The following is a 21,119-nucleotide window of genomic DNA, read 5'->3' on the forward strand; positions in this document are numbered from 1 at the left end:
GTTACAGTACGCGCTTGCCAAAGGCGCTGGCGACGAGCTCACAGGCCAGTTCCGCAGTGCGGTTGTGTTCGTCGAGAATCGGGTTCACCTCGACCATCTCCATCGAGCGCAGCTGGTCATGCTGTTCAGCGACGTATTCCATCGCGATGTGGGCCTCGCGGTAGGAGACGCCGCCCCGAACCGGCGTCCCGACGCCGGGCGCTTCCGTCGGGTCGAGCCAGTCGAGGTCGAGCGAGACGTGTATCCCGTCCGTCCCGTCAGTCGCGATGTCCAGTGCCTCGTCGACGATCTCCGGCGCGCTTCGGGCGTCGATATCCGACATCGTGTACGCCGTGATATCGCTGTCTTCGATCAGCCGACGTTCCCTGTCGTCCACGTCTCGCAGCCCGACGATGACAACGTTTTCCTCGCTCACGGCCGGCGTGTGCGCCCACTCGTGGTCGGAGAACACACCGAGACCGAGGACGGCCGCCAGCGACATCCCGTGGATGTTTCCGCTGGGTGTTGTCTCCGGTGTGTTGAAATCACCGTGGGCGTCGAACCAGATGACGCCCAACTCCTCGTCGTCGCTGGCTGCGCCGGCCATGGTTCCGATACCGATCGAGTGGTCGCCACCCAGAACGAGCGGGAACCGGCCTTCCCTGCGCGTCGCATCGACCGCCGTCGTCACGTCCTCACAGACTTCCTTCGTCTCCCTGAAAAACTTCGCGTGACCGCTTTTCAGGCCGCCGGCGTCGGGGTCGCGTTCCTCCGGCCGCGGCACGGCGATGTCGCCGCCGTCGACGCAATCGATCCCGATATCTGTCAGCTGGTCAGCGAGGCCGCCGTACCGTATCGCTGACGGCCCCATGTCGACGCCACGCCGGTCGGCCCCGAGGTCCATTGGGACGCCGAGGACACGAACCTGTTGTTGCATACCGTCGCCTCCACGGGCGGCGAATAAAGACCCAGCGTTGGGCAAGCGATATTCAGCGGTCCCTACGTGTAGGGCGCACAGACCAGTTCGATACCCTCTTCAAAACGTATCTCAGGTTCCCAGCCTGTCGCCTCGTGCATCTTCGAGAAGTCAGCACAGGTGTCGTGGACGTACACGTCCTCAGGGATCGGGTTCTCGACGTAGTCCGGTTCGATGTCCGTTCCCAGTTCATCGTTCAGCATTTCGACGACCGTGTTAAAGTCGTAGGCCTCGCCGGTACCGAGGTTGTACACGCCGTTTAGTTCGTGTTCGGCGGCCAGAACAAGCCCGCGGACGATGTCGTCGACGTGGGTGAAATCCCGGGTCTGCTCGCCGTCACCGTACAGCTTCGGTGCGTCACCGCTTGCCAGGTCGTCGGCGAACTGCGCGATGACGTTGGCGTACTCCCCTTTGTGTTCCTCTGCGCCGCCGTAGCCCTGATACACCGAGAAAAAGCGCATCCCGGCCAGTGTCAGGTCGTAGTGGTTCTGGAAGTACTCCGCGTACGTCTCCCGGGCCATCTTCGAGGCCTCGTAGCCGGTGTTGACCGTCACGTCCATGTCCTCTGGCGACGGGTCGGTCCGGCTGCCGTAGATGGAGGAAGTGGAGGCGTAGACAACGGTGTCACAGCCGTCGTCCCGGGCCTGCTCGACAGTGTTGACGAACCCCTCGACGTTCACGCGAGCGCCGTGGGTCGGGTTGTCCTCATGCATCGCGTAGGAGGAGAGCGCTGCGAGGTGAAACACCACGTCCACGTCAGTCGGCAGGTCGTCATCGAGGACACTCTTCTCGACGTACTCTACGTCTTCTGATACGTTTTCCGGCGTACCGAGGTAGCCGTCATCCAGGGCGACAACGTCGTTGTTTTCGGCCAGTTTGTTCGCGAGGTTTGCCCCGATAAACCCCCCACCGCCGGTCACCAAAACGCGATTATCTTCCATATCTATGTCAGGTCAGCGATGCAATAAAGTACTAACGTTTTCCGCGATTCTAAGACGGTTCCAGACGGTTTACCGTCGCATTTAAGGACGGCTGTACCGAACAGGACATTATGTCATCTATCGAACTGACACCCAGTCAAAAGAACATTCTGCAGGAACTGGTAAATCTCTATCGGGAAAGTGAAAGCGCTGTCAAAGGCGAGGATATTGCCGAGAAGGTCGACCGAAATCCCGGTACGATTCGCAACCAGATGCAGAGTCTCAAAGCCCTGCAGCTTGTCGAGGGCGTCCCCGGCCCCAAGGGAGGGTACAAGCCCACCGCCAACGCCTACGACGCGCTCCAGATCCAGGACATGGACCAGGCCGCGGAGGTCCCGCTTCGGCACAACGGCGAGCTTGTCGAACATTCAAACGTCGAAGAGATTGACCTGACCAGCGTCCACCACCCCGAGGAGTGCCGTGCGGAGATCCAGCTGCAGGGCACGATGTCCGAATTCCACGAGGGTGACTCAGTGACAGTCGGTCCGACGCCGCTGTCGAAGCTCCAGATTATCGGGACCCTCGAAGGGAAGGACGACACCAACAACAAACTCATCCTCGCTATCGACGATATGCGGGCACCGGCGGGCGAGCCGGAACACTAGTCCGTGTCACTGGTCTTTTGAATTGTTTTCCTGCGGTCACCGGGATCGCATCATTTTGCATGGCGGCGAGTCTCACGGGAGAATCCTGTCCCCGCTGAGAGGGATTTCAAAGGGTTTGTATCAGTTGGTTTCGGAGTCCTCGGTATGACAGAGAACGTGGTCGTGCTCGGGTCGGGGTATGCCGGCGCGGGGGCGATAAAGAGTTTAGAGGACGAGTTAGACGGTGAGACGGACGTTGATGTCACGTGGGTTTCTGAGACGGACTATCATCTGGTCTTGCACGAGTCTCATCGGTGCATTCGGGACCCGAGTGTTCAGGAGAACATCGCTATCCCTGTTCACGAGATCAAGCAGCCCTCGACCGCCTTCATTCAGGACGAGGTCGTCGGCATCGACACCGACGCTCGGGAGGTCGCCCTCGCCGACTCCGCTGCTGTCGAGTACGACTACCTGCTGGTCGGGCTGGGTTCCCAGACCGCATTCTTCGGTATTGACGGGCTCGAAGAGCACGCTCTGACGCTCAAGAGCCTCGACGACGCCCTCAATATCCACGACAACATCCAGCAGGCCGCTCGCGAAGCCTCGACCAACGACCCCGCGCAGGTCGTCATCGGCGGCGCTGGCCTCTCGGGCATCCAGACCGCCGGCGAGGTCGCCGAGTTCCGCGACGAACACAACGCGCCCATCGACATCCACCTCGTCGAGGGCCTCGACCAGGTGCTGCCCAACAGCGACCCGGAACTCCAGGGCGCGCTGCGCAAGCGCTTGGAAGCCGCCGACGTGAACATCAAGTGCGGTGAGTTCATCGGCGAGGTCGACGAGGAGACCGTATACATCGGCGACGAGGACGAACTGGACTACGACGTGCTGGTCTGGACCGGCGGCATCACCGGCCGGGATTGCATGCAGGATGTGGATCTGGACAAGGACGAGCGCAACCACCGCGTCCACGCTGAGGGGAACTTCCAGACGGAGGACGAACGGGTCTTCGCCATCGGCGACTCGGCGCTGATCGACCAGCCGGGCGACCAGCCCGCGCCACCGACCGCTCAGGCCGCCTGGCAGGCCGCCGAGGTGGCCGGCGAGAACCTCGCTCGCGCCGCCCGCGGCCAGCCGCTAAAGACCTGGACCCACAAGGACAAAGGGACGGTTGTTTCGGTCGGCGAGAAAGCCGTTGCCCACGACGTGGTGAACGTCCCAGTTGAGACGTTTGGCGGGCTGCCGGCGAAACTGCTGAAAAAGGCGATTGCCGCCCGCTGGATCAACGACGTGACCGGCGTTGGTCGGGCCGCCAAGGCCTGGCCCGACATGTGAGACCACCTTTTTCAGCGTCGGGTTCGCGCTGATAGCGCGAACCACTCCTTGAAAAACGTGGGCGAACAAGGCCGGACTCGCCGCGAGGTGGCGAGTCCGGGGAAACCGCGCTTCGTTCCGCTCGCGCGGTATGCTGTTTCTGCCGGACTGCACCGCTACTACACAGCATTTGCCGCTGCCGCACTGTTTCTGCAATAGCATCCAGTCCCGATTAGCAGCGATTGGAAATCGGACTAGCGGTCAATAGACAGACCGGCGTGCCAGCTGTCGGCATCGGCTTCCTCGACAGCGGCGTCCATCTCGGCCAGATACGACACGGCGAGGCTGGCGCATTTCGCCGCTTTGCGCTCGCCTTCGGTTCGGAACTCGCCGGTGACTCGGTTGGCGTACACCGTACAGACAGCGCCGGCCCGCAGTCCGTACAGGTTCGCGAGCGTGAGAATCGTCGCGGCCTCCATCTCGAAGTTGAGGACGCCGGCCTCTTGCAGCGCCGCGATGCGCTCGTCGCTGCCGCTGGCCTCGAAGTCCTTGAAGCCGGGGCGTGACTGCCCGGCGTAAAAACTGTCTGTCGAGCAGGTGACGCCGAGGTGGTAGTCGTAGTCGAGTTCCTCGGCGGCGGCGACGAGCGCCGAGACGACCCGGTGGTCGGCACTGGCTGGATAGTCCTCGCGGACGTACTCCTTGCTGGTCCCCTCCTGTCGCACCGCGCCGGTGGTGATGACGAGGTCGCCGATGCTGGCGTCCTCCTGGATGGCCCCGCAGGAGCCGACCCGGATGAACGAGTCCGCGCCGACACGGGCAAGTTCTTCGAGCGCGATTGCGGCCGACGGGCCGCCGATACCGGTCGAAGTTACCGAGATGGGCGTGCCGTCGTGGGTGCCCGTGGCCGTGCGGTACTCGCGGTGTTCAGCCACGATGTCGTGGTCGTCCCAGTAGTCGACGACCTTTTCCACGCGCTCGGGGTTCCCCGGCAGTAGGACGCTGTCGGCCACGTCGGCCTCGCTCACTTCCAGATGGTACTGTACGTCGTCGTTCGGGTCTTCACTATCGCTTGTCATTTGTCGAGATGGTCGCTGGTGATTGTCGTCGGCAGGAGCTCCCCGAGTTCGTACACCGTCGGCTCGTCGCCGTCGGTGATGATCTCGAACGACTCGTCACAGAACTCGCTGAACGTCTGGCGGCACATCCCACAGGGAGTGACGCCGTCGCGTTTGCCCGAGGTGACGGCAACACGCTCGAACGACTGGTGCCCGTCGCTGACAGCCGCGCCGATGGCTACTTCTTCGGCATGTAAGCTGTTACTGTAGTTCGCGTTCTCGATGTTACAGCCGGTGTAGACGCTACCGTCACTCGTTTCCAGCGCTGCGCCGACGGTGTACTCCGAGTACGGCGCGTACGCCTCGTCGATAGCATCTCGCGCTGCGTCGAGGAGATCCTCCATGCACTGGGCGTCGCAGGGCCGTGTAGAAATTCTGTCGGTCTCTATAGCGGTCGGTGGTGTCAGGCGTCGGCGGCGCTGACGGCCTCGACGGCGTCGCGGACCGCCTGTGTGGTGTCGGCGACCAGCGCGTCGATGTCGTCGCTCTCTGCGTACACCCGGACGTACGGCTCGGTGCCGCTCGGGCGGACGAGCGTCCACGACCCGTCGTCGAAGGAGAGCCGGACGCCGTACTCGGTCGAGACATCCGCTTCGGGGAACGCGTCCGGCAGGCTGGATTCGAGTCGGGCCATCGTCTCGACCTTGGCATCGTCGGGACACTCAACGCTCACCTTCTCGTACGGCCGTTCAGAGATGACGGCTCGCCTGTCAGCGACGCTCTGTTCGGCGAACAGACGCGTCAGCACGGCCGCACTGGCCACGCCGTCTATCCAGCCACCGAAGGCGGTATGGATGTGTTTCCATGGTTCTGCGGCGAAGACGACTTCGGTTTCATCGGTCGCGTCCGCGCGAACGTCAGCGATTCCGACGTGGAGGGAACCAAGGTGGATGCGTTCGACGCGGCCGCCGGCAGCCTCGACCCGTTCGTCGATGCGGCCGGAGGCGTTGGGCGTCGTCACGACGACTGGGTCAGAAACGTCCGCGGCACGCGTGTAGTGTTCGGCCAGCATCGCGAGTATCGTGTCCTCGTGGATGACATCGCCGTCGGCATCGACGACGACGATACGGTCGGCGTCGCCGTCGTGACCGAACCCGAAGTCGGCGTCGGATTCGGCGACGAACTCGCGGAAATCGGCCAGCGTCTCCGGCGTGGGTTTGCTCTCGCGGCCGGGGAAGGTTCCGTCAACGTTTGCCTCCGTCGCCAGCACGTCGGCCCCCAGCTCCCGGAGCACCTGCGGCGTCGCCACGCTGGCCATCCCGTTCCCGCAGTCGACGGCGACTGTCAGTCCAGACGGGTCACCGCCGAGCGATTCAGCGTAGTCGGCGACAGCGCTCCGATACTCGTCGAGGTAGTCGACCGACTCTGTGTCGCCCCAGTCGCGCCAGGCCGTCGGCGTCGAACCATCCTCGATTCGCCCTTCGATTCGCGTCTCGTCGTCGTCGCCGTACTCGGTGCCGTCGGCGAACACCTTGATGCCGTTGTCCGTCGGCGGGTTGTGGCTCGCGGTGATCATCACCCCGTGGCGGCCCTGCGAGGCGTAGGCCAGCGCCGGCGTCGGCACGCGGCCGATTCTGACGACTCGCGCGCCGGCGCTTTGCAGTCCCGCGGCCGTCGCATCAGCGAGCGCTGGCGAGGTCACGCGCCCGTCGTACCCAAGCACGAACGTCTCGCCGTCCTGCCCAGCCGCCTGTCCGACTCGCAGTGCAAGGTCCGGCGTCACCTTCGATACAACATCACCGCGGATCCCCGCGGTCCCGAACAGTTCCATACCGGCGATGCGGAAGCCGACCGTATAATTCTCTCGTTCGCACGTCAGTTCAGAGACGCCCCGTGGACGGCTGGTCGAGAACTGTGGTTAGCGTCGGAGACAAGCGGTCGAAAAGAGACTGGAAAAGCCGATTACAGCAGTTCGTCGAAATCGTAGCCGTTGATGTCGACGCCGTCGGCAGTGACATCGGCGAGGTAAATACCGTTACCAGAGCCGGTGTCACGCTCGGCGGCGGCGTTGATCGAGGCGGCAGCGACTTCTTTTGCCTCTTCGTTTGTCATCTCTTCCTCGTAGCGGTCTTCGAGTGTCCCGTACGCGACGGTGAGCCCGGAGCCGGTGACAGTGTAGTCGTCCTTCATGACGCCGCCGGCCGGGTCGATGGAGTAGACGTGGTTGCCGTCGTCGTCGACGCCGCCGAGGATAGGGTTGATAGCGAAGAAGGGGCCGCCGCGGGCGAAGTTACCTGCCAGCGTCGAAAGCGCCTTCATGCTGATATCCTCACCGCGGCGTGCCTCATAGAGATTGACCTCCGCGCGAAGCGTCCGGATGAACGACTGTGCGCCGCCGACGCTCCCAACGAGGGTCAGCGCCGCCGTAGGGTGAATCTGTTCGACTTTCTGGACGTTCTTGTTCGAGACGAAGCGACCGCCAAGCGAGGCGCGCATGTCCGTCGCGATGACGACGCCCTCGGACGTGCTGATACCGATAGTGGTCGTTCCGGTCTTGTTCACCTTCTCTGAATCCTGTGTGGACTGTGCGGGGAGCTCGCCGACTTCGGGTGCGTACGGGTCGCTCTGGAACTCGTCAGCAGCCTGGGGTCCAGAAAGATCCGGCCCCGGAGTCATATCTCGCATTACTGTGGGGTACTAGTCGGGCGCTGATAAAACCTCTTTTCCTGATGAGCCTGACCGCAACCGTCGGTAGGCTCAGTCGGCTGTCCCGTCTTACGCGCTCGCCTGATCGTAGGCCTCGTTGAGTCCTGACACGGCCCGGTCCATCGGCAGTCGGAGTCCGAACCGCTCCGTGAGCATCGCTACCGGTAGCAGCACGATGCCCAGGAGCAGGGTAAGTTGATACAGTGCGAACAGCGTTGCGGTGTACAGTCGAGCTACCATCTTCCTCGGTCGTTTCAGAGAGAGACTTGTATATAAGTCTTGCTGCCACATTTCAGTCAAGAATTATCGATTATGAAGAACTGATGGGCCGCAGTCCTGCGGTTTACTCAAACGCCCGAGAAGACGAGCAACCGACTGGACAACTCTCTGAACAGATATAATGGGGGGATGAGTCAGACGGCTGGTTTGCATAAGTTATAGAGATAGTAACGGTGACGTGCGCAACAGAAGCGAATCAAAACTATCGAATAGTCGGGCCACGAGAGCTAATGTATGAACTACCTCGTGGCGATGGAAGCAGCCTGGCTGGTTCGTGATGTAGACGACATCGACGACGCTATCGGTGTCGCAGTAAGCGAAGCGGGGAAGCGGCTCAACGAGGCCGAGATGGACTACGTCGAGGTCGAGGTCGGCGCGACCGGCTGCCCGGCCTGTGGCGAACCGTTCGACTCGGCGTTCATTGCGGCCGACACGGCGCTCGTCGGACTGGTACTCGAGATGGATGTGTTCAACGCCGAATCCCCGGAACACGCACAGCGGATCGCCAAAAGCGAAATCGGCGGTGCACTCCGGGATGTCCCGCTGAAAGTCGTTGAGGTATTTGAGACCGAGGCCGACGAGGACGAAGCCGAAGCCGAGGCATAACTAAACCCACCTTGATTCGCTTGCCGTGGTAGCCGTGGGCTTTTTATATTACCTCTGGTAATTAGCGGATATGGACTTACCGACGCCACAGGACCTGCGGGAACGCCGCAACGAACTCGGGCTGACCCAGAGTGAACTGGCGGAGCGGGCTGACGTCTCCCAACCCCTTATCGCTCGTATCGAAGGTGGTGACGTGGACCCGCGGCTGTCGACACTCCGTCGCATCGTGACTGCTCTCGAAGAGGCCGAGGGCGGCATTATCAAAGCCCGCGACCTGATGAACTCGCCTGTCGTTGGCGTTGCGCCCGACGATTCCGTCCACCAGACGAAAGACGTGATGGACGAGAAGGGGTACTCACAGGTCCCCGTCATCCGGGATGGGGCCCCGCAGGGCCTCATCGGCAACTCCGATATCCGTCAGCGGCCCGAGGAGAACGTCGGCGACCTTCCAGTGGCTGAAGTGATGAACGAATCTATCGCAACCGTTGAGCCAGACGCACCCATCGACGAAGTCGACGCTTACTTGAACCATAATGCGGCTGTGATGGTCGTTGAAGGTGGAGAAACTATCGGTGTCATAACCGAAGCAGACATCGCGCGTACGGTCAGCTAACTCTGATTCTCACAAACGCGAATAGGGATAGTGGGCCCGTACTCCCCGTAGGAGGGGCTTACTACCGAAAACAGTGTCAGGGGTATATGTCTATTCTCACCAACGATAGACGTATTCACATGGCCAATCCCAGCGACCCACTGTACGCCGAACTCGAAAAGGCACTCGAAACCGCCGAAACTGAAGCGGCCAGATACCATATCCGCCAAGCACTCCAGATTCGGATTGCGGAGGAGACCGCCGGCAAAGACATCCTGTCAGCCTGAACGCGCCCGATGGGCATCCGTCGCGCCGCTCACTCGGTAAGTCCGAGGCCGCGAATCGAGACCGCCTCGTCCCCGTCAGTCACTTTGCCGATGACGCGCGCGTCCTCGCTGTCGTTGACGATTGCCGCAGCATCGGCCTCGGACACTGCGGCGACGAACCCGGTCCCCATGTTGAACGTCCGGTGCATCTCCTCGTCAGAGACCTCGCCTTCCGCTTGAACGAACTCGAAGACGGGCTGGGCCTCGAAGGGATCCGTAATCTCGTACCGGTAGCTCCCCATCCGCGTGAGGTTCGTCCAGCCGCCGCCGGTGACGTGTGCGGCCGCATGGGTCTCGCTGGCCCGGAGCGGGGCCAGCACCTCGCTGTAGATCCGTGTTGGCGTCAGCAGTTCCTCGGCGATGGTCCTGTCGGGGTTCGGCGGGAACGGGTCGTCGTACTCGTGGTCGCGCGTGACCGCCTCGCGCGCCAGCGTGAGCCCGTTGGAGTGGATGCCCGAGGAGGGCCAGCCGACGATCGCGTCGCCGGGCTCGGCCTCGCCGGGGAAGACGGCGTTTTTCGGTGCCAGTCCGGCGCAGGTCCCGGCGATGTCCAGCCCCTTAATCACGTCCGGCATCACGGCAGTTTCGCCACCCACGAGCGCCACGTCGGCCCGCTCGGCCCCTGTTCGGAGCCCCGCGCCGATGTCCTCGCTCGTCTCCTCGTCCGGCGTCTCGACCGCGAGGTAGTCGACGAACGCCACCGGCTCGACGCCGGCCGCGATGAGGTCGTTGGCGTTCATCGCGATGCAGTCGATGCCGATAGTCGAGTAGTCGTCGATGGCCTCGGCGACGAGGAGTTTCGTGCCGACGCCGTCCGTCGCGAGCGCGAGGTACTGGTCGCCGATGTCGACCAGCCCGGCGTAGTCGCCCTCGAACTCGCCGGCCGCGCCGATGAGCGCCTTCGTCGCTGCCTCGCTGGCGTCGATGTCCACACCGGTTTCTGCGTAGGTCAGTCCCTCCTCGCCCTCGGTGTCGTCCGCGGACTCGCTGTCGGTCATACCCGAGAGCGCGCGTGGCGCGGGCAAAAGAGCGTCGTTCCGGCGGAGGCGGCTTAGAGGACAAACAGCGCGCCGACACCGAGCAGAATCGACGGAATCGCCACGACGAGAAACACCGGCGTGCTCCATTCTCGGACCGTTCGGCCGTCGAGCGGGCCGAAGGGCAGCATGTTGAAGCCGGCGAGCAGGAGATTGATCTGCAGGCCCATCTGCGCGACTTCCCAGAGGAAACCGCCCGTGCCCGACAGTAGCGCCGCGACGAACGGGACGAGGAAGACGGCGGCGAGCGCGAGGTTCGTCACCGGCCCGGCGACGGCGATGAGGCCGTGTTGCTTGGCCGTCAGGCGGCCGCGGTGGACGACCGCACCCGGCGCGGCAAACAGGAAGCCGACGAGACCGCCCAGGACCGCGAACCCGAGCATCCGGTAGTCGGCCTTGAACGCGGCTATCTGGCCGAAGCGGACGGCGACAACCTTGTGAGCCAGTTCGTGTAGCAGGAAGCCGACACCGACGGTGAGCAGACTGACTGCGAACGTGCTGGCGATTTCGGCACCCGAGAGGCCGCCGAACTGGCCGAAGACGATGCGCCGGAACTCCCGTTCAAGGAAGAACGTGAACGCCAGCCCGAGCGCGAGCCAGGCGACGAGAAGGTCCCGGAGTTCGCGCTGGCTGAAGCTGAGGCCGCCGATGGTCCGACCCGCAGCGGTTCGCCGTCGTCGACCCGCCATCAGAGGACCCCCACGAGTATCTGCGTTCCTTCGCGGACGCCCTGCCAGAGCAGGCGCGAGACGCCCTGCATTCCGCCGATGTCCGACGAGATGTACGGGATCAACACCGGGAAAACGACGTACGACGCGATGGCGCTGCCGACGTTCGTCAGCGCGACGACGAGAATCAGCCGGAACAGTGGCACCGCACGCATCCGGCTGACGAGGTCCATGACCGGCGACTCCTGGTCGTTGAGTATCTCGTTGAGCGTCGCGATGTCGCTGATGTTGACGGAGATGTACCGGAGTTCGACGTAGCCCGCGAACCAGCCGGCCGCGAGCAGCGGGAACAGGCTGGTCAGCCAGCCGAAGGCACCGGCGGCGGCCGCACTCGACCAGTGTGCGCCGGCCACCTTCGCCAGCCCGCCGGCCAGCACGGCGTTGACGGCGACCAAGGCGACGAAAAGCTCCAGCAGTACCGCCTGGCTCGCGCCGCCGAGGATGAGCAGGCCAAAGAAGACGAGAAAGACGACCCCGAAGCCGTAGCCGACGAGCTTGTACAGCGACACACGACGGCCCCCCTCGGTGCCGGTGAGCGACTCCATCGGCGGGAGCGTCTCCGGATTGTCGAGATAGTTCTCGATGCCCTCACGGTGGCCAGCACCCACAACGGCGAGGACGTGATAGCCGGCCTCGCGGAGGGCGATAAGTCTGTGTGCAATGAACGCATCGCGTTCGTCGATGAGCGCCTCCGCGCCGCCGGGAGAAAACTGACGGAACTCCTCCATCATCGCGCTGACCACGTCGGTATCCGTCAGTTTCTCCATGTCGAACTCCTCAACGTCGGCCTCGCCGCGGAACTGGACCAGCAGTGCGGCGATAGGGATTCCGAGACCGGCCGCGGCAACACAGATGAGCAACAGCGTATCGAGCAAGCCCTCGACGGTCCCGCCGAGACCGCCCGGCAGAACCCCCGAGAGCGCCCCACTCGGGACAATAAACGGACCGCCGAAGGCCCCGGCGACGACCGCAAACAGCCCGCCGAAGACAGCGCCGACAGTCAGCCCGACGGTCAACGGCGGCCCCATCTCGGCCGCGAGACTGCCGACGAGCTTGAGCTTCTCGACGGCCGTCAGCCGCGCCCAGAACCGCTGGACGGTCGTCTGAATATCCCGGTCGACGAGTGCGACGCCGAGGCCGAGCCGTTCGGCGGTGTCGATGCCCGCTTTCATATCCGCACCCGGCTCGATGTCGAACCGGTCGCCCAGTCTGGTCTGGATGTACGACAGCATCCAGTACGCGAGGAACTGAAAGACGGTGTTCCCGCGCAGGAGGTCGCTCGCATCGAGGTCGTCAGGCGTTTCGCCTTTGATCTGGCGATACCGACCCTCGTCCAGTTCGACGGCGACGATATCGGGCTCGGAGTCCTCAATCGCTGATTCCACTTCCCTGACGCTGTGCTCGGAAACGTGAGCGGTTCCGACGACATCTACGCGTCCCGCCCCCGACGGTTCCGGGAACTCGTCTGCCGCCGACTCCGCGTGTTCGGTCATCACCCGCGTTACACATCCGCTTCCCTTACCCTTGTCGGGTCCAGGTGACTACGCTGAAACACCGACCGAAATCATGTTTGTGGCATTGTATGTTCCCGCCACGGGGCGAAGCTATTACCGACTCTCGTGTTAATACAGCCAGAGATGCCGTGGTAACTACTGGACGGTGACGGCATCTGTAAATACGTAATAGATTTGCTGATTCAAAAGACTGATATGTATAGAGTCAAACTGTATCGGATATACGATGTATGACCTGACTGGATTCCAGCGGGACCTGCTGTACGTCATTGCAGGCCTTGACGAGCCCCACGGGTTAGCAATCAAGGAAGAGCTCGAAAACTACTACGAAAGCGAGGTCAACCACGGCCGGCTGTATCCGAACCTTGACACGCTCGTCGAGAAGGCACTCATCGAGAAGGGCGAACGCGACCGCCGAACGAACTTTTACACGCTGACCAAGCGCGGCCAGCGCGAACTTGACGCCCGGAAAGAGTGGGAAGCACAGTACGTTTCGGCGTAGCCACGTTTTCGAAGCCCGTTCGACAGACTCAACCCAAGTGCTGGCCAACCTCGGGCCATGCCAACGGTACTGGAAACCTATATCGAGAACCGCTGGATGGTCCAGCCCAACCACTCGAATCATCTGGGTTCAACCCACGGGGGAAACGTCCTGAAATGGATGGACGAACTCGGGGCGATGTCGGCGATGCGCTTTGCCGGTGAAACCTGTGTCACCGCGCGGATGGACCAGGTAAACTTCAAGCGACCCATCCCTGTCGGTGACACGGCTCTTATTGAGGCGTTTGTCTACGACGCTGGCGAGACGAGTGTCAAAGTTCGGCTCCGGGCCGCCCGAGAGAACATCAGAACCGGCGAGACTGAATCGACCGCTGAGTCGTACTCGGTGTACGTCGCGGTCGACGAGGACCGGAACCCGGTTCTCGTACCCGACGTGGCGACCGAGACTGACCGTGGTGAACAACTGCGACAGCGCGCCCTCGACGGGGAAGCGAACCGCTGATACTGTCTGCTGCAATTACCACACTGTCACCTCGGAGCGACGACTACCGTACCGTCACGACGGGACAGCCAACAGTATGAGCTTTATTCGGCTCCGCCACGTACCACGACTATGACACTCGATGTTGAGACGCCGGAGCGGCCGGCGCTGTCTACCGGCGTCGCTGCCGATGAGTACGACGATGCGGACGTACAGGGCGACGAATACCGGCGCGAGGAACTCGCCGAGGCCCTTGACGACGGCGCGTGGGCCGACGCGTTCGAAGAATGGGCCGCGGACGCGTCGCTCGATGCCGACCAGTGGCAAATCGTCACCGACCTGGGACTCATCGAGGAGTTCGATTTCTTCTGGGACTCCTTCGCAGGTCGCGTCGGCTACCACGCACCGGGCTTGCCCGAGGACTGGCGCGAGCGGGAGACCCATCCGGGCATCGACTCCTGGGGGACGGTCTCGGGTATCAACGCCGGCCTGACCGAGTTCGGACAGGTCGTCTGTGAGGTACTGGCCGACGAGTACATTGACTGGGAAGCGGAAGAAGTCAGCGCGGACGACCTCCCGGACTTTTGAGCGCGGTAGCGGTTGCTGTCGTCAGTGCCGGTGTGGCACTCCAACGCTGTCGGCTCTGACTCGTCCCGAAGACCGGTCAGGGACCGGCAGCCTGATAACGACCCACGCGCTTGGACCAGATATGGCTGAAATCGTCACCCCACGCAAACGCGAGTGTGAGCGGTGTGGGCGGGTCGACGAGTGGGACCCGGACCAACACAGCTGGCGTATCGTCACTGACGACGGCACCAAGCAATCTGGCGACCCACACTGTCTCCACGAGTGGGATATCAACGGCACGTTCAATCCGCTGGCCGAGTGAGTTCGCCGCCCGCTGCTCCCGACTTTTCGACCGGCAGGCCTGTCACTGTTAGAACGGAGTCAGCCGACAGAATCCAACAAAAAGTCTCGGGTAGGCCGCACAGGCTCCGCCAGTGACCAACCGCCGGGACGCAGCTATGCCCCCGCTTCAGCCACGCCTTCGGTCACTGGTGCGCGTGATTCACCGCTGGTCTCGTTGCCCTGCTGAATCGTTACCGGTTCCAGCTCGACGGTCGCGGCGGAGTCGTCCTCACCGATAACCTGTCCCTCGGTGACCTCGGTCGTGCCAGTAAAGCCGGTCCTGTTACCGTTGTTAGTACCGACTGCGCTGAACTGGTACTGGGTCTCGGCACGGACACTCACGTTCGTGTAGCCCTCGTCAGTTCCCCAGTCGTCGTAGCCGGTCGTCGAGTAGGGCACGGTCATCTCGAAGTTCCCGTTCTGATCTGTCTGGGTCCGCTGGCGGTAGATGAACGTCTTGTTCGTGGCTGGGTTGCGCATCTGGACGGCGGTCTGGACTGTCGTGTTGGCCGGTCCGGTCCCTTCAATCGTCGCACCGGGGACGCGCTCGAATATTTTCGTCCAGGCGGAGTGCTGGTATTGCGGACTGTTCGGGAACGCCTCAGTCTCACTGGAACCGACCAGACGGTAGTGCTCCATCGCCGGTACACGCTCGCCAGGTGCGTCGCCGTAGCCGCCGAGTTGCGAGGTCGCATCCTGTTCGACGTACTGACGGGCCAGTTCAAGTGACTGGAACTGGCGGATGACCTGGCCCTGCTGTTGGCCCTCCGGCTCCTGTTCGTTCGTCGGTGCACCACGGTACTGCACGCCTTGGCTCGTCTGTTTGTTCTCCCAGTCGATGACAATCGGCTGAGGCTCGGCGGCACTTCCGTGGAAACGGTACAGCCGAGTGACCATCGTCTCGTAGTAGGCCTGGTGCTGGAACGTCACCTGGCGGACCCCACCGGCTTGGGACTGGATGTACAGCCGACTGTAGTAATCACTAGTCTGTACTCCGTCAACGAATGCCGGTGGTGCAAAGAACTTGCCACCGAGGTTTCCGTTGGTCTCAGCCATCTTCCAGTCGACGGCAACGTACCGCGTCTTCGCGTCGTCTTCGTCTGTGCTATTGAGGATACTGTTGGCCCGCGTCTCGTTCTGTGCGATCAGGAACGGTGCGGCCGTATCCGTTCCCTGCTGGAAGGGGTTCGCGTTCGGCACCCGTTCGCCTCGCGTCGTAATCCAGTGCCCGTAGTCCCACCACGACAGGACGCCGTACTGCCCCTGCTGGTAGTCGAAGTCGTCCTGTTTCTGATAGGTGCCGTAGTAATCGAGAGTCGCGTCACCACCGGTGCCGTACGCGCCCTCCGCGGGCGTGTTCCCTTCCATCCACTGTAGGCTCTCGTCCCAGCCCTGAATACTCGGCCCGGGACCGGTCGAACCGGCTTCGACCGGCGCTGTGCCGAACGCGAATAGTGGGACGACGATGACGAGAAGTACCGTGAGAATCGTCATGACCTGATAGTATTCGATCCCGTCGTCGGCGCTGAAATCGAACCAGTGGATGAATTGGCCGACGACCATTCCCGATAGCACTGCAATCGGCGCGGCCAGATAATACGCGAACCGCTGCTGTGTAAACGCGGCAAGTAGAATGAACAGTGCCCAGACGACGACGAGCAGTTCTTCAGCGGGCGCATCGTCGGAGAGGAACTGTTTTGCGAGCAGAAAGATTCCACCGATAGCCGCAACGATGACAGCAAACCCGTGTGCCTCGAACAGGACCCCAGCGCCCCGTAGCGGCGCGGCCTCGCCGACGGTTCCGGCCGTTTCACTGATCGTGAACCCGATGACTCTCGTTACGTTTCGCGTGAAGAAGTCCCACAGGCTGGGAGTCAGCAATGCCATCAGAACAGCCCCGGACGCGAGGATTCCAAACACGACCGCTGGATACACGTACCGGCCGTATTTGCGCTGCTCCATGAAGCGGGCTAGCCACGCCATGAACACACAACCGAAGCAAACGGCCAACGCCAGCCCCGGCTGGAGCAGCGACTGGGCGGTCGCTGTGATCTCTAGGACGTTGATTCTCGATGCACTCACCACGGCGGCAGTCGCCATCGTGATTGCGCCCGCGATAGCTGTGTGTTCTGGGCTGCTGTCGTGAACGTACTCCAGACACAGTCGGAGCAGGAAGAAGACACCGAGTATCCCGAGAAGGAGCACACCCGGGGGCCAGACCCAGAGATACATCGCAATTGCCACACCGGCCAGCATGGACCAGCTGATGGTGTCCCGGAGTGCGTCTATGTCTCGCTCGGTGAACTGCTCGTAAATCGGTTTGTCACGTGCGGCGACGCTGACCGCCACCATGACACCGAGGACACCGAGTACCTGAAAGAGCGCTTCGGCGACGTGGTGGTCAGAGAAACCGACGAGGCTCCGCTGCAAGAGCCACCCGGTCGAGAATGCCATCACAGTAACCGCAGTTACGCCGCCGAGGCGGCCGCCGAGTCGCCGTCCGATAAGATACGTCGGAATGGCAACTAGCGTCCCGAACACGGCCGGCGCGAACAGAACCGTCATCGCGACTGTCTGGTCACTGGGGGAACCCAGGCCGATAATCAGGGCCACTGTCGCGATGATCTGGTCGAAAAGCGTCCCGAACTGCCCGTTACTGGTCCCGTATGGGAACGCTGTCCACGGATCGAACGGCATCGTCGAGGGCCAGTTTTGTACGACGTACTGGGTCGAACGGTAGTGATACCAGGCATCGTTCCCGCTGAAGAGAACTTCGCCGTCAACAATGAAGTTCTCCCAGCTCCGGACGCGATTCCACAGCATGAACCCGAGCAGTACCAGGAGGACCGGAATGTGGTACCAGCGCTCGGCCCACTCTAGGGCGGACTCGAGTTCGGGGTTGTCGTCAAGATAGCCCCGTGATTGACTCATTGCACGGAAAAACTGCCAAGGCGCGCATAAGCCTTTTGACCTCTATGCGGGCGCAGGATGGAAACGCCTAACAGTACCGGTGGCACACCACCGACCATGCGAGTCTCGGTCGTGCTCTGTACGCACACGATGGAGCGATACGACGACTGTCGAGCGGCGGCCGAGAGCGTCTTAGCCCAGACCTACGACGACGTGGAACTCGTACTGGTTTCGGATGGGAACCGGGACGTGTACGAACAGTACGAATCCGACTTCGGCAACCGAGACGATGTCCTGATACACTGTAACGACGAGAACGTCGGACTGCTAGAGAGCCGGAACAATGGGGCCGAAGTCGCCACCGGGGACGTTGTCGCATTCATCGATGACGACGCCATCGCTGACGAGAAGTGGGTCATGGCGCTAGTCGATGCCTACCAACAGGAGAACGCGCTCGCGGTCGGCGGCCGAATGACGCCAGCGTGGGTCGCCGGCAAACCCAGCTTTCTGCCTGCGGAGTTCTACTGGCTTATCGGTGTGACCCACCGCGGATTTGGACCGAACGGCGACCCCGACGAATCCGGCGTCGTCCGCAATACCTTCGGCTCGAACATCTCCTTCAAACGGGACGTGTTCCTTGAACTGGGCGGCTTTGAGGACGACATCGGCGGCCGACAGGGCGAGAAGAACCTCCAGGGCGGCGAGACGGAACTCTGTGCGCGCCTGCGTAGCGAATACGACAAAGGGGTGTACTACACCCCCGACGCGCTGGTCGCACACAAGATATTCGACTACCGGACCGACCCGGGGTGGCTCGTGGACCGCGCGTTCTGGCAGGGCTACTCCAAGCGCGGGATGGAGGTGTTCGTCCCTGAATCGACCGGCGCGGAGTCGGACTTCCTGGGGGACCTCCTGTTCCGGTTCGCCCCGTCGCGTCTCCGCGATATCGTCACGTCCCCGTCGCTCGGGGCCGTCCTGCAGTTCCTCTTCCTCTTTCTGCTCACGGGGAGCGTCGGCGTCGGCTACCTCTATGGGATGTACGTCTGGCGGTAGCCTCAGCCGCGCCCCACTGACTCAGTTCAGCACCGAGTCCAGTACCTCGGTGGCCTCGTCGAACGTCAGGACGCCGGAGACGTGGCTACCGAGCGCGTAGACGCCGAGGCCCACGAGCGGGAGGATGCTCAGGTCGATGAACCACGGCCCGTATGGTTCCAGCGCGAGCAACAACAGCGTCGTGCCGAGGCCGAGAGCGAGCACCCGGACTGCCGGGAACCCGGTGAGTGGCTTGAGACCGACGTTACGCGCCGCTACCACGTGAGTCACCGCCATGAGCCCGTATGCGGTTGAGGTGCCGATAGCCGCGCCGACGATGCCGATTCGCGGTATCAGCGCTAGGTTCAGGACGACGTTCACCACCACCGACGCGCCGGTCGCGAGCAGCAACTGCCGCAGGTGTCCCCCAGCCTGTAGCACCGGCCAGATGACCCGCGCAATGGCGAAGCCGAGCACGCCCGGCAGGAGAACCTGGAGCGGTCGGACGCTCGCCTCATACGGTTCGCCGAAGTACACGGTGAGGAACTGCTCGCCCAGGACGAACACGCCGGCGACGAGCAACACCGTGAGGACGACGACGTACCGGAGGAGCCGCGACAGCAGCGACGTGAGGCGGTCTATCCGCCCGTCGGCCCAGAGGTCCGCCGTCGACTGAATCATCACCATCTCCATCGCCACCGAGACGACCCACATGAACTCAGAGACCTGCAGTGCCGCCCGGTAGTGACCGGTTGTCGTTGCGTCCCAGAAGTGACTGACAAGCAGGATGTCGACCTTGTACATGCTTGTCAGGAGGAGCGTGAGTACCATCGACTGGGCCCCGAACCGAACGAGCGGCCGCGCGTAGGTCCGGAGAGCCAGGCTACGTATCGACGGGAGTACGCCGGCCTCGCGGAACGCAAGTGCCGTCGAGAGCAGGCCGGTGAGCAGGAACCCGGTCGCGAACCCGGCGAAGACACCCGGCACGCCGTACCCGGCCCCGGCCAGCCCGAGCCCCACGACGGCAAGGATGACCGACCGGGCCGGGACGAGCGGTTCGGCGAGTTCCTCCCGCTTGTAGGCGTGGAGCACGCCGCGCCCAAAGTAGTACAGCTGCTCCCCGACGACCGCACCGAGCATCAGGTACAGCGCCGTCTGGAGCGTCCCGTCGGTAAGCCAGGTTATGAGCCCGACCAGCGCCGGAATCCCGACGAGGAGGCTCCCGACGTGGAGTGCGAAGGACGTGGTGACAACGCTTGCTCGCTCCTCGCCGCGCTCCCGCGAGGCGTAGGTCTTGGTCGCCTCGAACAGCCCGAGGTTCAGTATCTTCCGGCTCGGGAGGAAAATCGCCATCACGAGCGCGTAGGTCCCGAACCCGCCTTCGCCGACGGTACGGACCAGCAACGGGATGAAGACGGCGAAGGTCAGGAGTCGGCCGAGGTCGCCGGTAAACACCGAGAGGTAGCCTTTCAGGATGCTGTCGTCATCGGCCATCACTCGACGTAACCGAGGTCGCGCATCTGCTGTTTGAGGTCCTCGTCGACGTCCTCGCGCTCGACGTCGACCGTCTCGCCGTTCCGCACCATCGACACGTCGGCGTCGCGGCTCACGATTTTCGTCTCGAAGTCCTGCCACGCGACGGTCGTCGTGCCGTGCCACGGGGCGATGGTGAGCGTCTGGTCTCGGGGCGTCTCGCGGACGTCTTTCCCGTGCCACTCGGACGGGATCTCGCCGCCGACTTCGGCAAGCAGCGACGGGGCGATGTCGAGGACGCTGAGTGGCTCACACAGCGAGAGGTCGTTCGTCGCCACGGGCACGGTGGTCAGCGCGTCGACCACCCGCCGCCGCTGTGGCTGGTGGAAGTAGTGTCCGTCCTCGCCGAACTCGTCGCCATGGTCCGAACTGAACACCACGAGCGGCTCCGACGAATCCACCGAGTCGACGAGGCGCTCTATCTCGGCGTCCGCCCGAGAGAGGGTCTGGCGGTACTTCCGCGTAATCGTCTCCTTCTCGTCGGCAGTGAGCTTCTCAGGGGCGAACAGCGCCTTCCGGTCTATCTCCTTGGGCACGGCGTCGTCGCCGAGGCCGTACGGGCGGTGGGTGCCCATCATGTGGAGCCACATGAACCGCGGGCCCGACTCGTCGTTGAACGCCGCGATGGCGTTGTCGATGAGTTCGTCGTCCGGGAGCCGGTTCGATAGCTTCGCGTGGGGCGGCCGGAAGCGGTGGTAGACCTTCCGGATGAGGTCGAACTGTGAGGCGAACTGTCGGAGCGGGTTGCCGCGGTTGCCCGCCTCGCAGTAGTTCTCGTAGACGTCAAATCCCGCGTCGAACCCGAACCGCGGGTCAGTGTGGGGAGACGAGGAGAGGCCAATCGTCGTGTATCCGGCCTGGGAGAAGGCTTCGGCGACTGTCGGGGACATCGCGCGGGACTCGATAGCCCCCTGGTACGAGGCGGTCAGAATACTGGCGAGGCTCGGTCGCGTGTAGTGGGCCCCGGTCACGCCCCGGTGGTTCGAGAACGTAGAAACGAACTCCATCGCGTCTAGGAAATCGTGACGGACGGAGTCCGCAGTAACGAAGATGACATCCCTCATTGCTACCAGC

At 62.9% G+C, this 21,119-nt stretch carries 22 protein-coding genes; 10 read left to right on the forward strand and 12 right to left on the reverse strand.

The genetic code is table 11. The annotated features are described in order from the left end of the window. Nucleotide 1 precedes the first annotated feature (1 nt). Nucleotides 2-916, reverse strand: a complete 915-nt coding sequence (locus tag BVU17_05755) for an arginase (GenBank protein AUG47053.1) — start codon at nt 914-916, stop codon at nt 2-4. Nucleotides 917-978: 62 nt separating this feature from the next. Further along, complete coding sequence (locus BVU17_05760; GenBank protein AUG47054.1) at nt 979-1,896, reverse strand: nucleoside-diphosphate sugar epimerase; 918 nt, start codon at nt 1,894-1,896, stop codon at nt 979-981. Between the two features lie 110 nt (nt 1,897-2,006). Here BVU17_05760 and BVU17_05765 point away from each other — a divergent pair, with 110 nt between their 5' ends. Both BVU17_05765 and BVU17_05770 read left to right on the forward strand, forming a co-directional pair. Further along, a complete protein-coding gene (locus tag BVU17_05765; protein AUG47055.1) occupies nt 2,007-2,540 on the forward strand; it encodes a TrmB family transcriptional regulator in 534 nt (177 codons plus the stop codon). 144 nt (nt 2,541-2,684) lie between these two features. Further along, nucleotides 2,685-3,854: an NADH dehydrogenase gene (locus BVU17_05770; protein ID AUG47056.1), complete on the forward strand. Its 1,170-nt coding sequence runs from the start codon at nt 2,685-2,687 to the stop codon at nt 3,852-3,854. 233 nt (nt 3,855-4,087) lie between these two features. Here BVU17_05770 and BVU17_05775 read toward each other — a convergent pair whose 3' ends face one another. The 4 genes from BVU17_05775 to BVU17_05790 form a co-directional block, all read right to left on the reverse strand. Further along, a complete protein-coding gene (locus BVU17_05775) occupies nt 4,088-4,912 on the reverse strand; it encodes a uridine phosphorylase (GenBank protein ID AUG47057.1) in 825 nt (274 codons plus the stop codon). Then, the gene (locus tag BVU17_05780) at nt 4,909-5,295 is read right to left on the reverse strand and encodes a cytidine deaminase (protein AUG47058.1); all 387 of its coding nucleotides are present in this window, start codon (nt 5,293-5,295) and stop codon (nt 4,909-4,911) included. Before BVU17_05780 ends, BVU17_05775 begins: the two co-directional genes overlap by 4 nt. Before the next feature lie 59 nt (nt 5,296-5,354). Further along, the gene (locus BVU17_05785; protein AUG47059.1) at nt 5,355-6,722 is read right to left on the reverse strand and encodes a phosphomannomutase; all 1,368 of its coding nucleotides are present in this window, start codon (nt 6,720-6,722) and stop codon (nt 5,355-5,357) included. A 131-nt stretch (nt 6,723-6,853) separates the two neighbouring features. Beyond that, nucleotides 6,854-7,576, reverse strand: coding sequence for a proteasome endopeptidase complex, archaeal, beta subunit (locus tag BVU17_05790; protein AUG47060.1), 723 nt, complete (start codon nt 7,574-7,576; stop codon nt 6,854-6,856). Nucleotides 7,577-8,110: 534 nt separating this feature from the next. Between BVU17_05790 and BVU17_05795 the strand changes: the two genes are divergently transcribed. The 3 genes from BVU17_05795 (at nt 8,111) to BVU17_05805 (ending at nt 9,361) form a co-directional block, all read left to right on the forward strand. Next, nucleotides 8,111-8,482 (forward strand): hypothetical protein, encoded by a 372-nt coding sequence (locus tag BVU17_05795; protein ID AUG47061.1) that lies wholly within the window; start codon nt 8,111-8,113, stop codon nt 8,480-8,482. A 70-nt stretch (nt 8,483-8,552) separates the two neighbouring features. Then, nucleotides 8,553-9,095: a transcriptional regulator gene (locus BVU17_05800; GenBank protein AUG47062.1), complete on the forward strand. Its 543-nt coding sequence runs from the start codon at nt 8,553-8,555 to the stop codon at nt 9,093-9,095. Between the two features lie 86 nt (nt 9,096-9,181). After that, nucleotides 9,182-9,361 carry a hypothetical protein gene (locus tag BVU17_05805; GenBank protein ID AUG47063.1) on the forward strand — a complete coding sequence of 60 codons (180 nt, stop codon included), beginning with the start codon at nt 9,182-9,184 and terminating at the stop codon, nt 9,359-9,361. A 29-nt stretch (nt 9,362-9,390) separates the two neighbouring features. On the opposite strand, the gene BVU17_05810 is transcribed toward BVU17_05805, so the two are convergent. From BVU17_05810 to BVU17_05820, 3 genes are read right to left on the reverse strand one after another with little or no spacing between them, the layout of a single operon-like run. Further along, nucleotides 9,391-10,398, reverse strand: coding sequence for a phosphoribosylformylglycinamidine cyclo-ligase (locus BVU17_05810; GenBank protein ID AUG47064.1), 1,008 nt, complete (start codon nt 10,396-10,398; stop codon nt 9,391-9,393). A 53-nt stretch (nt 10,399-10,451) separates the two neighbouring features. After that, entirely contained in the window at nt 10,452-11,126 is a 675-nt protein-coding gene (locus BVU17_05815) for a metalloprotease (GenBank protein ID AUG47065.1), read from the reverse strand. Further along, complete coding sequence (locus BVU17_05820; protein ID AUG47066.1) at nt 11,126-12,658, reverse strand: conjugal transfer protein TraB; 1,533 nt, start codon at nt 12,656-12,658, stop codon at nt 11,126-11,128. The genes BVU17_05815 and BVU17_05820 overlap by 1 nt, the downstream gene beginning before the upstream one ends. A 247-nt stretch (nt 12,659-12,905) precedes the next feature. Here BVU17_05820 and BVU17_05825 point away from each other — a divergent pair, with 247 nt between their 5' ends. The 4 genes from BVU17_05825 to BVU17_05840 all read left to right on the forward strand — a co-directional run bounded on the left by BVU17_05825 (nt 12,906) and on the right by BVU17_05840 (nt 14,550). Continuing rightward, the gene (locus BVU17_05825) at nt 12,906-13,181 is read left to right on the forward strand and encodes a PadR family transcriptional regulator (GenBank protein ID AUG47067.1); all 276 of its coding nucleotides are present in this window, start codon (nt 12,906-12,908) and stop codon (nt 13,179-13,181) included. Nucleotides 13,182-13,238: 57 nt separating this feature from the next. Then, the gene (locus BVU17_05830; GenBank protein ID AUG47068.1) at nt 13,239-13,682 is read left to right on the forward strand and encodes an acyl-CoA thioesterase; all 444 of its coding nucleotides are present in this window, start codon (nt 13,239-13,241) and stop codon (nt 13,680-13,682) included. A 111-nt stretch (nt 13,683-13,793) separates the two neighbouring features. Further along, nucleotides 13,794-14,249: a hypothetical protein gene (locus tag BVU17_05835; protein ID AUG47069.1), complete on the forward strand. Its 456-nt coding sequence runs from the start codon at nt 13,794-13,796 to the stop codon at nt 14,247-14,249. A gap of 121 nt (nt 14,250-14,370) precedes the next feature. Then, nucleotides 14,371-14,550 carry a hypothetical protein gene (locus BVU17_05840; protein ID AUG47070.1) on the forward strand — a complete coding sequence of 60 codons (180 nt, stop codon included), beginning with the start codon at nt 14,371-14,373 and terminating at the stop codon, nt 14,548-14,550. Nucleotides 14,551-14,684: 134 nt separating this feature from the next. On the opposite strand, the gene BVU17_05845 is transcribed toward BVU17_05840, so the two are convergent. Then, complete coding sequence (locus BVU17_05845) at nt 14,685-17,501, reverse strand: MFS transporter (GenBank protein ID AUG47071.1); 2,817 nt, start codon at nt 17,499-17,501, stop codon at nt 14,685-14,687. A 96-nt stretch (nt 17,502-17,597) separates the two neighbouring features. Here BVU17_05845 and BVU17_05850 point away from each other — a divergent pair, with 96 nt between their 5' ends. Then, a complete protein-coding gene (locus BVU17_05850; protein ID AUG48842.1) occupies nt 17,598-18,533 on the forward strand; it encodes a glycosyl transferase family A in 936 nt (311 codons plus the stop codon). 21 nt (nt 18,534-18,554) lie between these two features. Here BVU17_05850 and BVU17_05855 read toward each other — a convergent pair whose 3' ends face one another. Both BVU17_05855 and BVU17_05860 read right to left on the reverse strand, forming a co-directional pair. After that, nucleotides 18,555-20,006, reverse strand: a complete 1,452-nt coding sequence (locus BVU17_05855) for a hypothetical protein (GenBank protein AUG47072.1) — start codon at nt 20,004-20,006, stop codon at nt 18,555-18,557. Continuing rightward, complete coding sequence (locus BVU17_05860; GenBank protein ID AUG47073.1) at nt 20,006-21,109, reverse strand: sulfatase; 1,104 nt, start codon at nt 21,107-21,109, stop codon at nt 20,006-20,008. The genes BVU17_05855 and BVU17_05860 overlap by 1 nt, the downstream gene beginning before the upstream one ends. Nucleotides 21,110-21,119 lie beyond the last annotated feature (10 nt).

This window comes from Haloarcula taiwanensis (genome assembly GCA_002844335.1).
Classification (GTDB): domain Archaea; phylum Halobacteriota; class Halobacteria; order Halobacteriales; family Haloarculaceae; genus Haloarcula; species Haloarcula taiwanensis.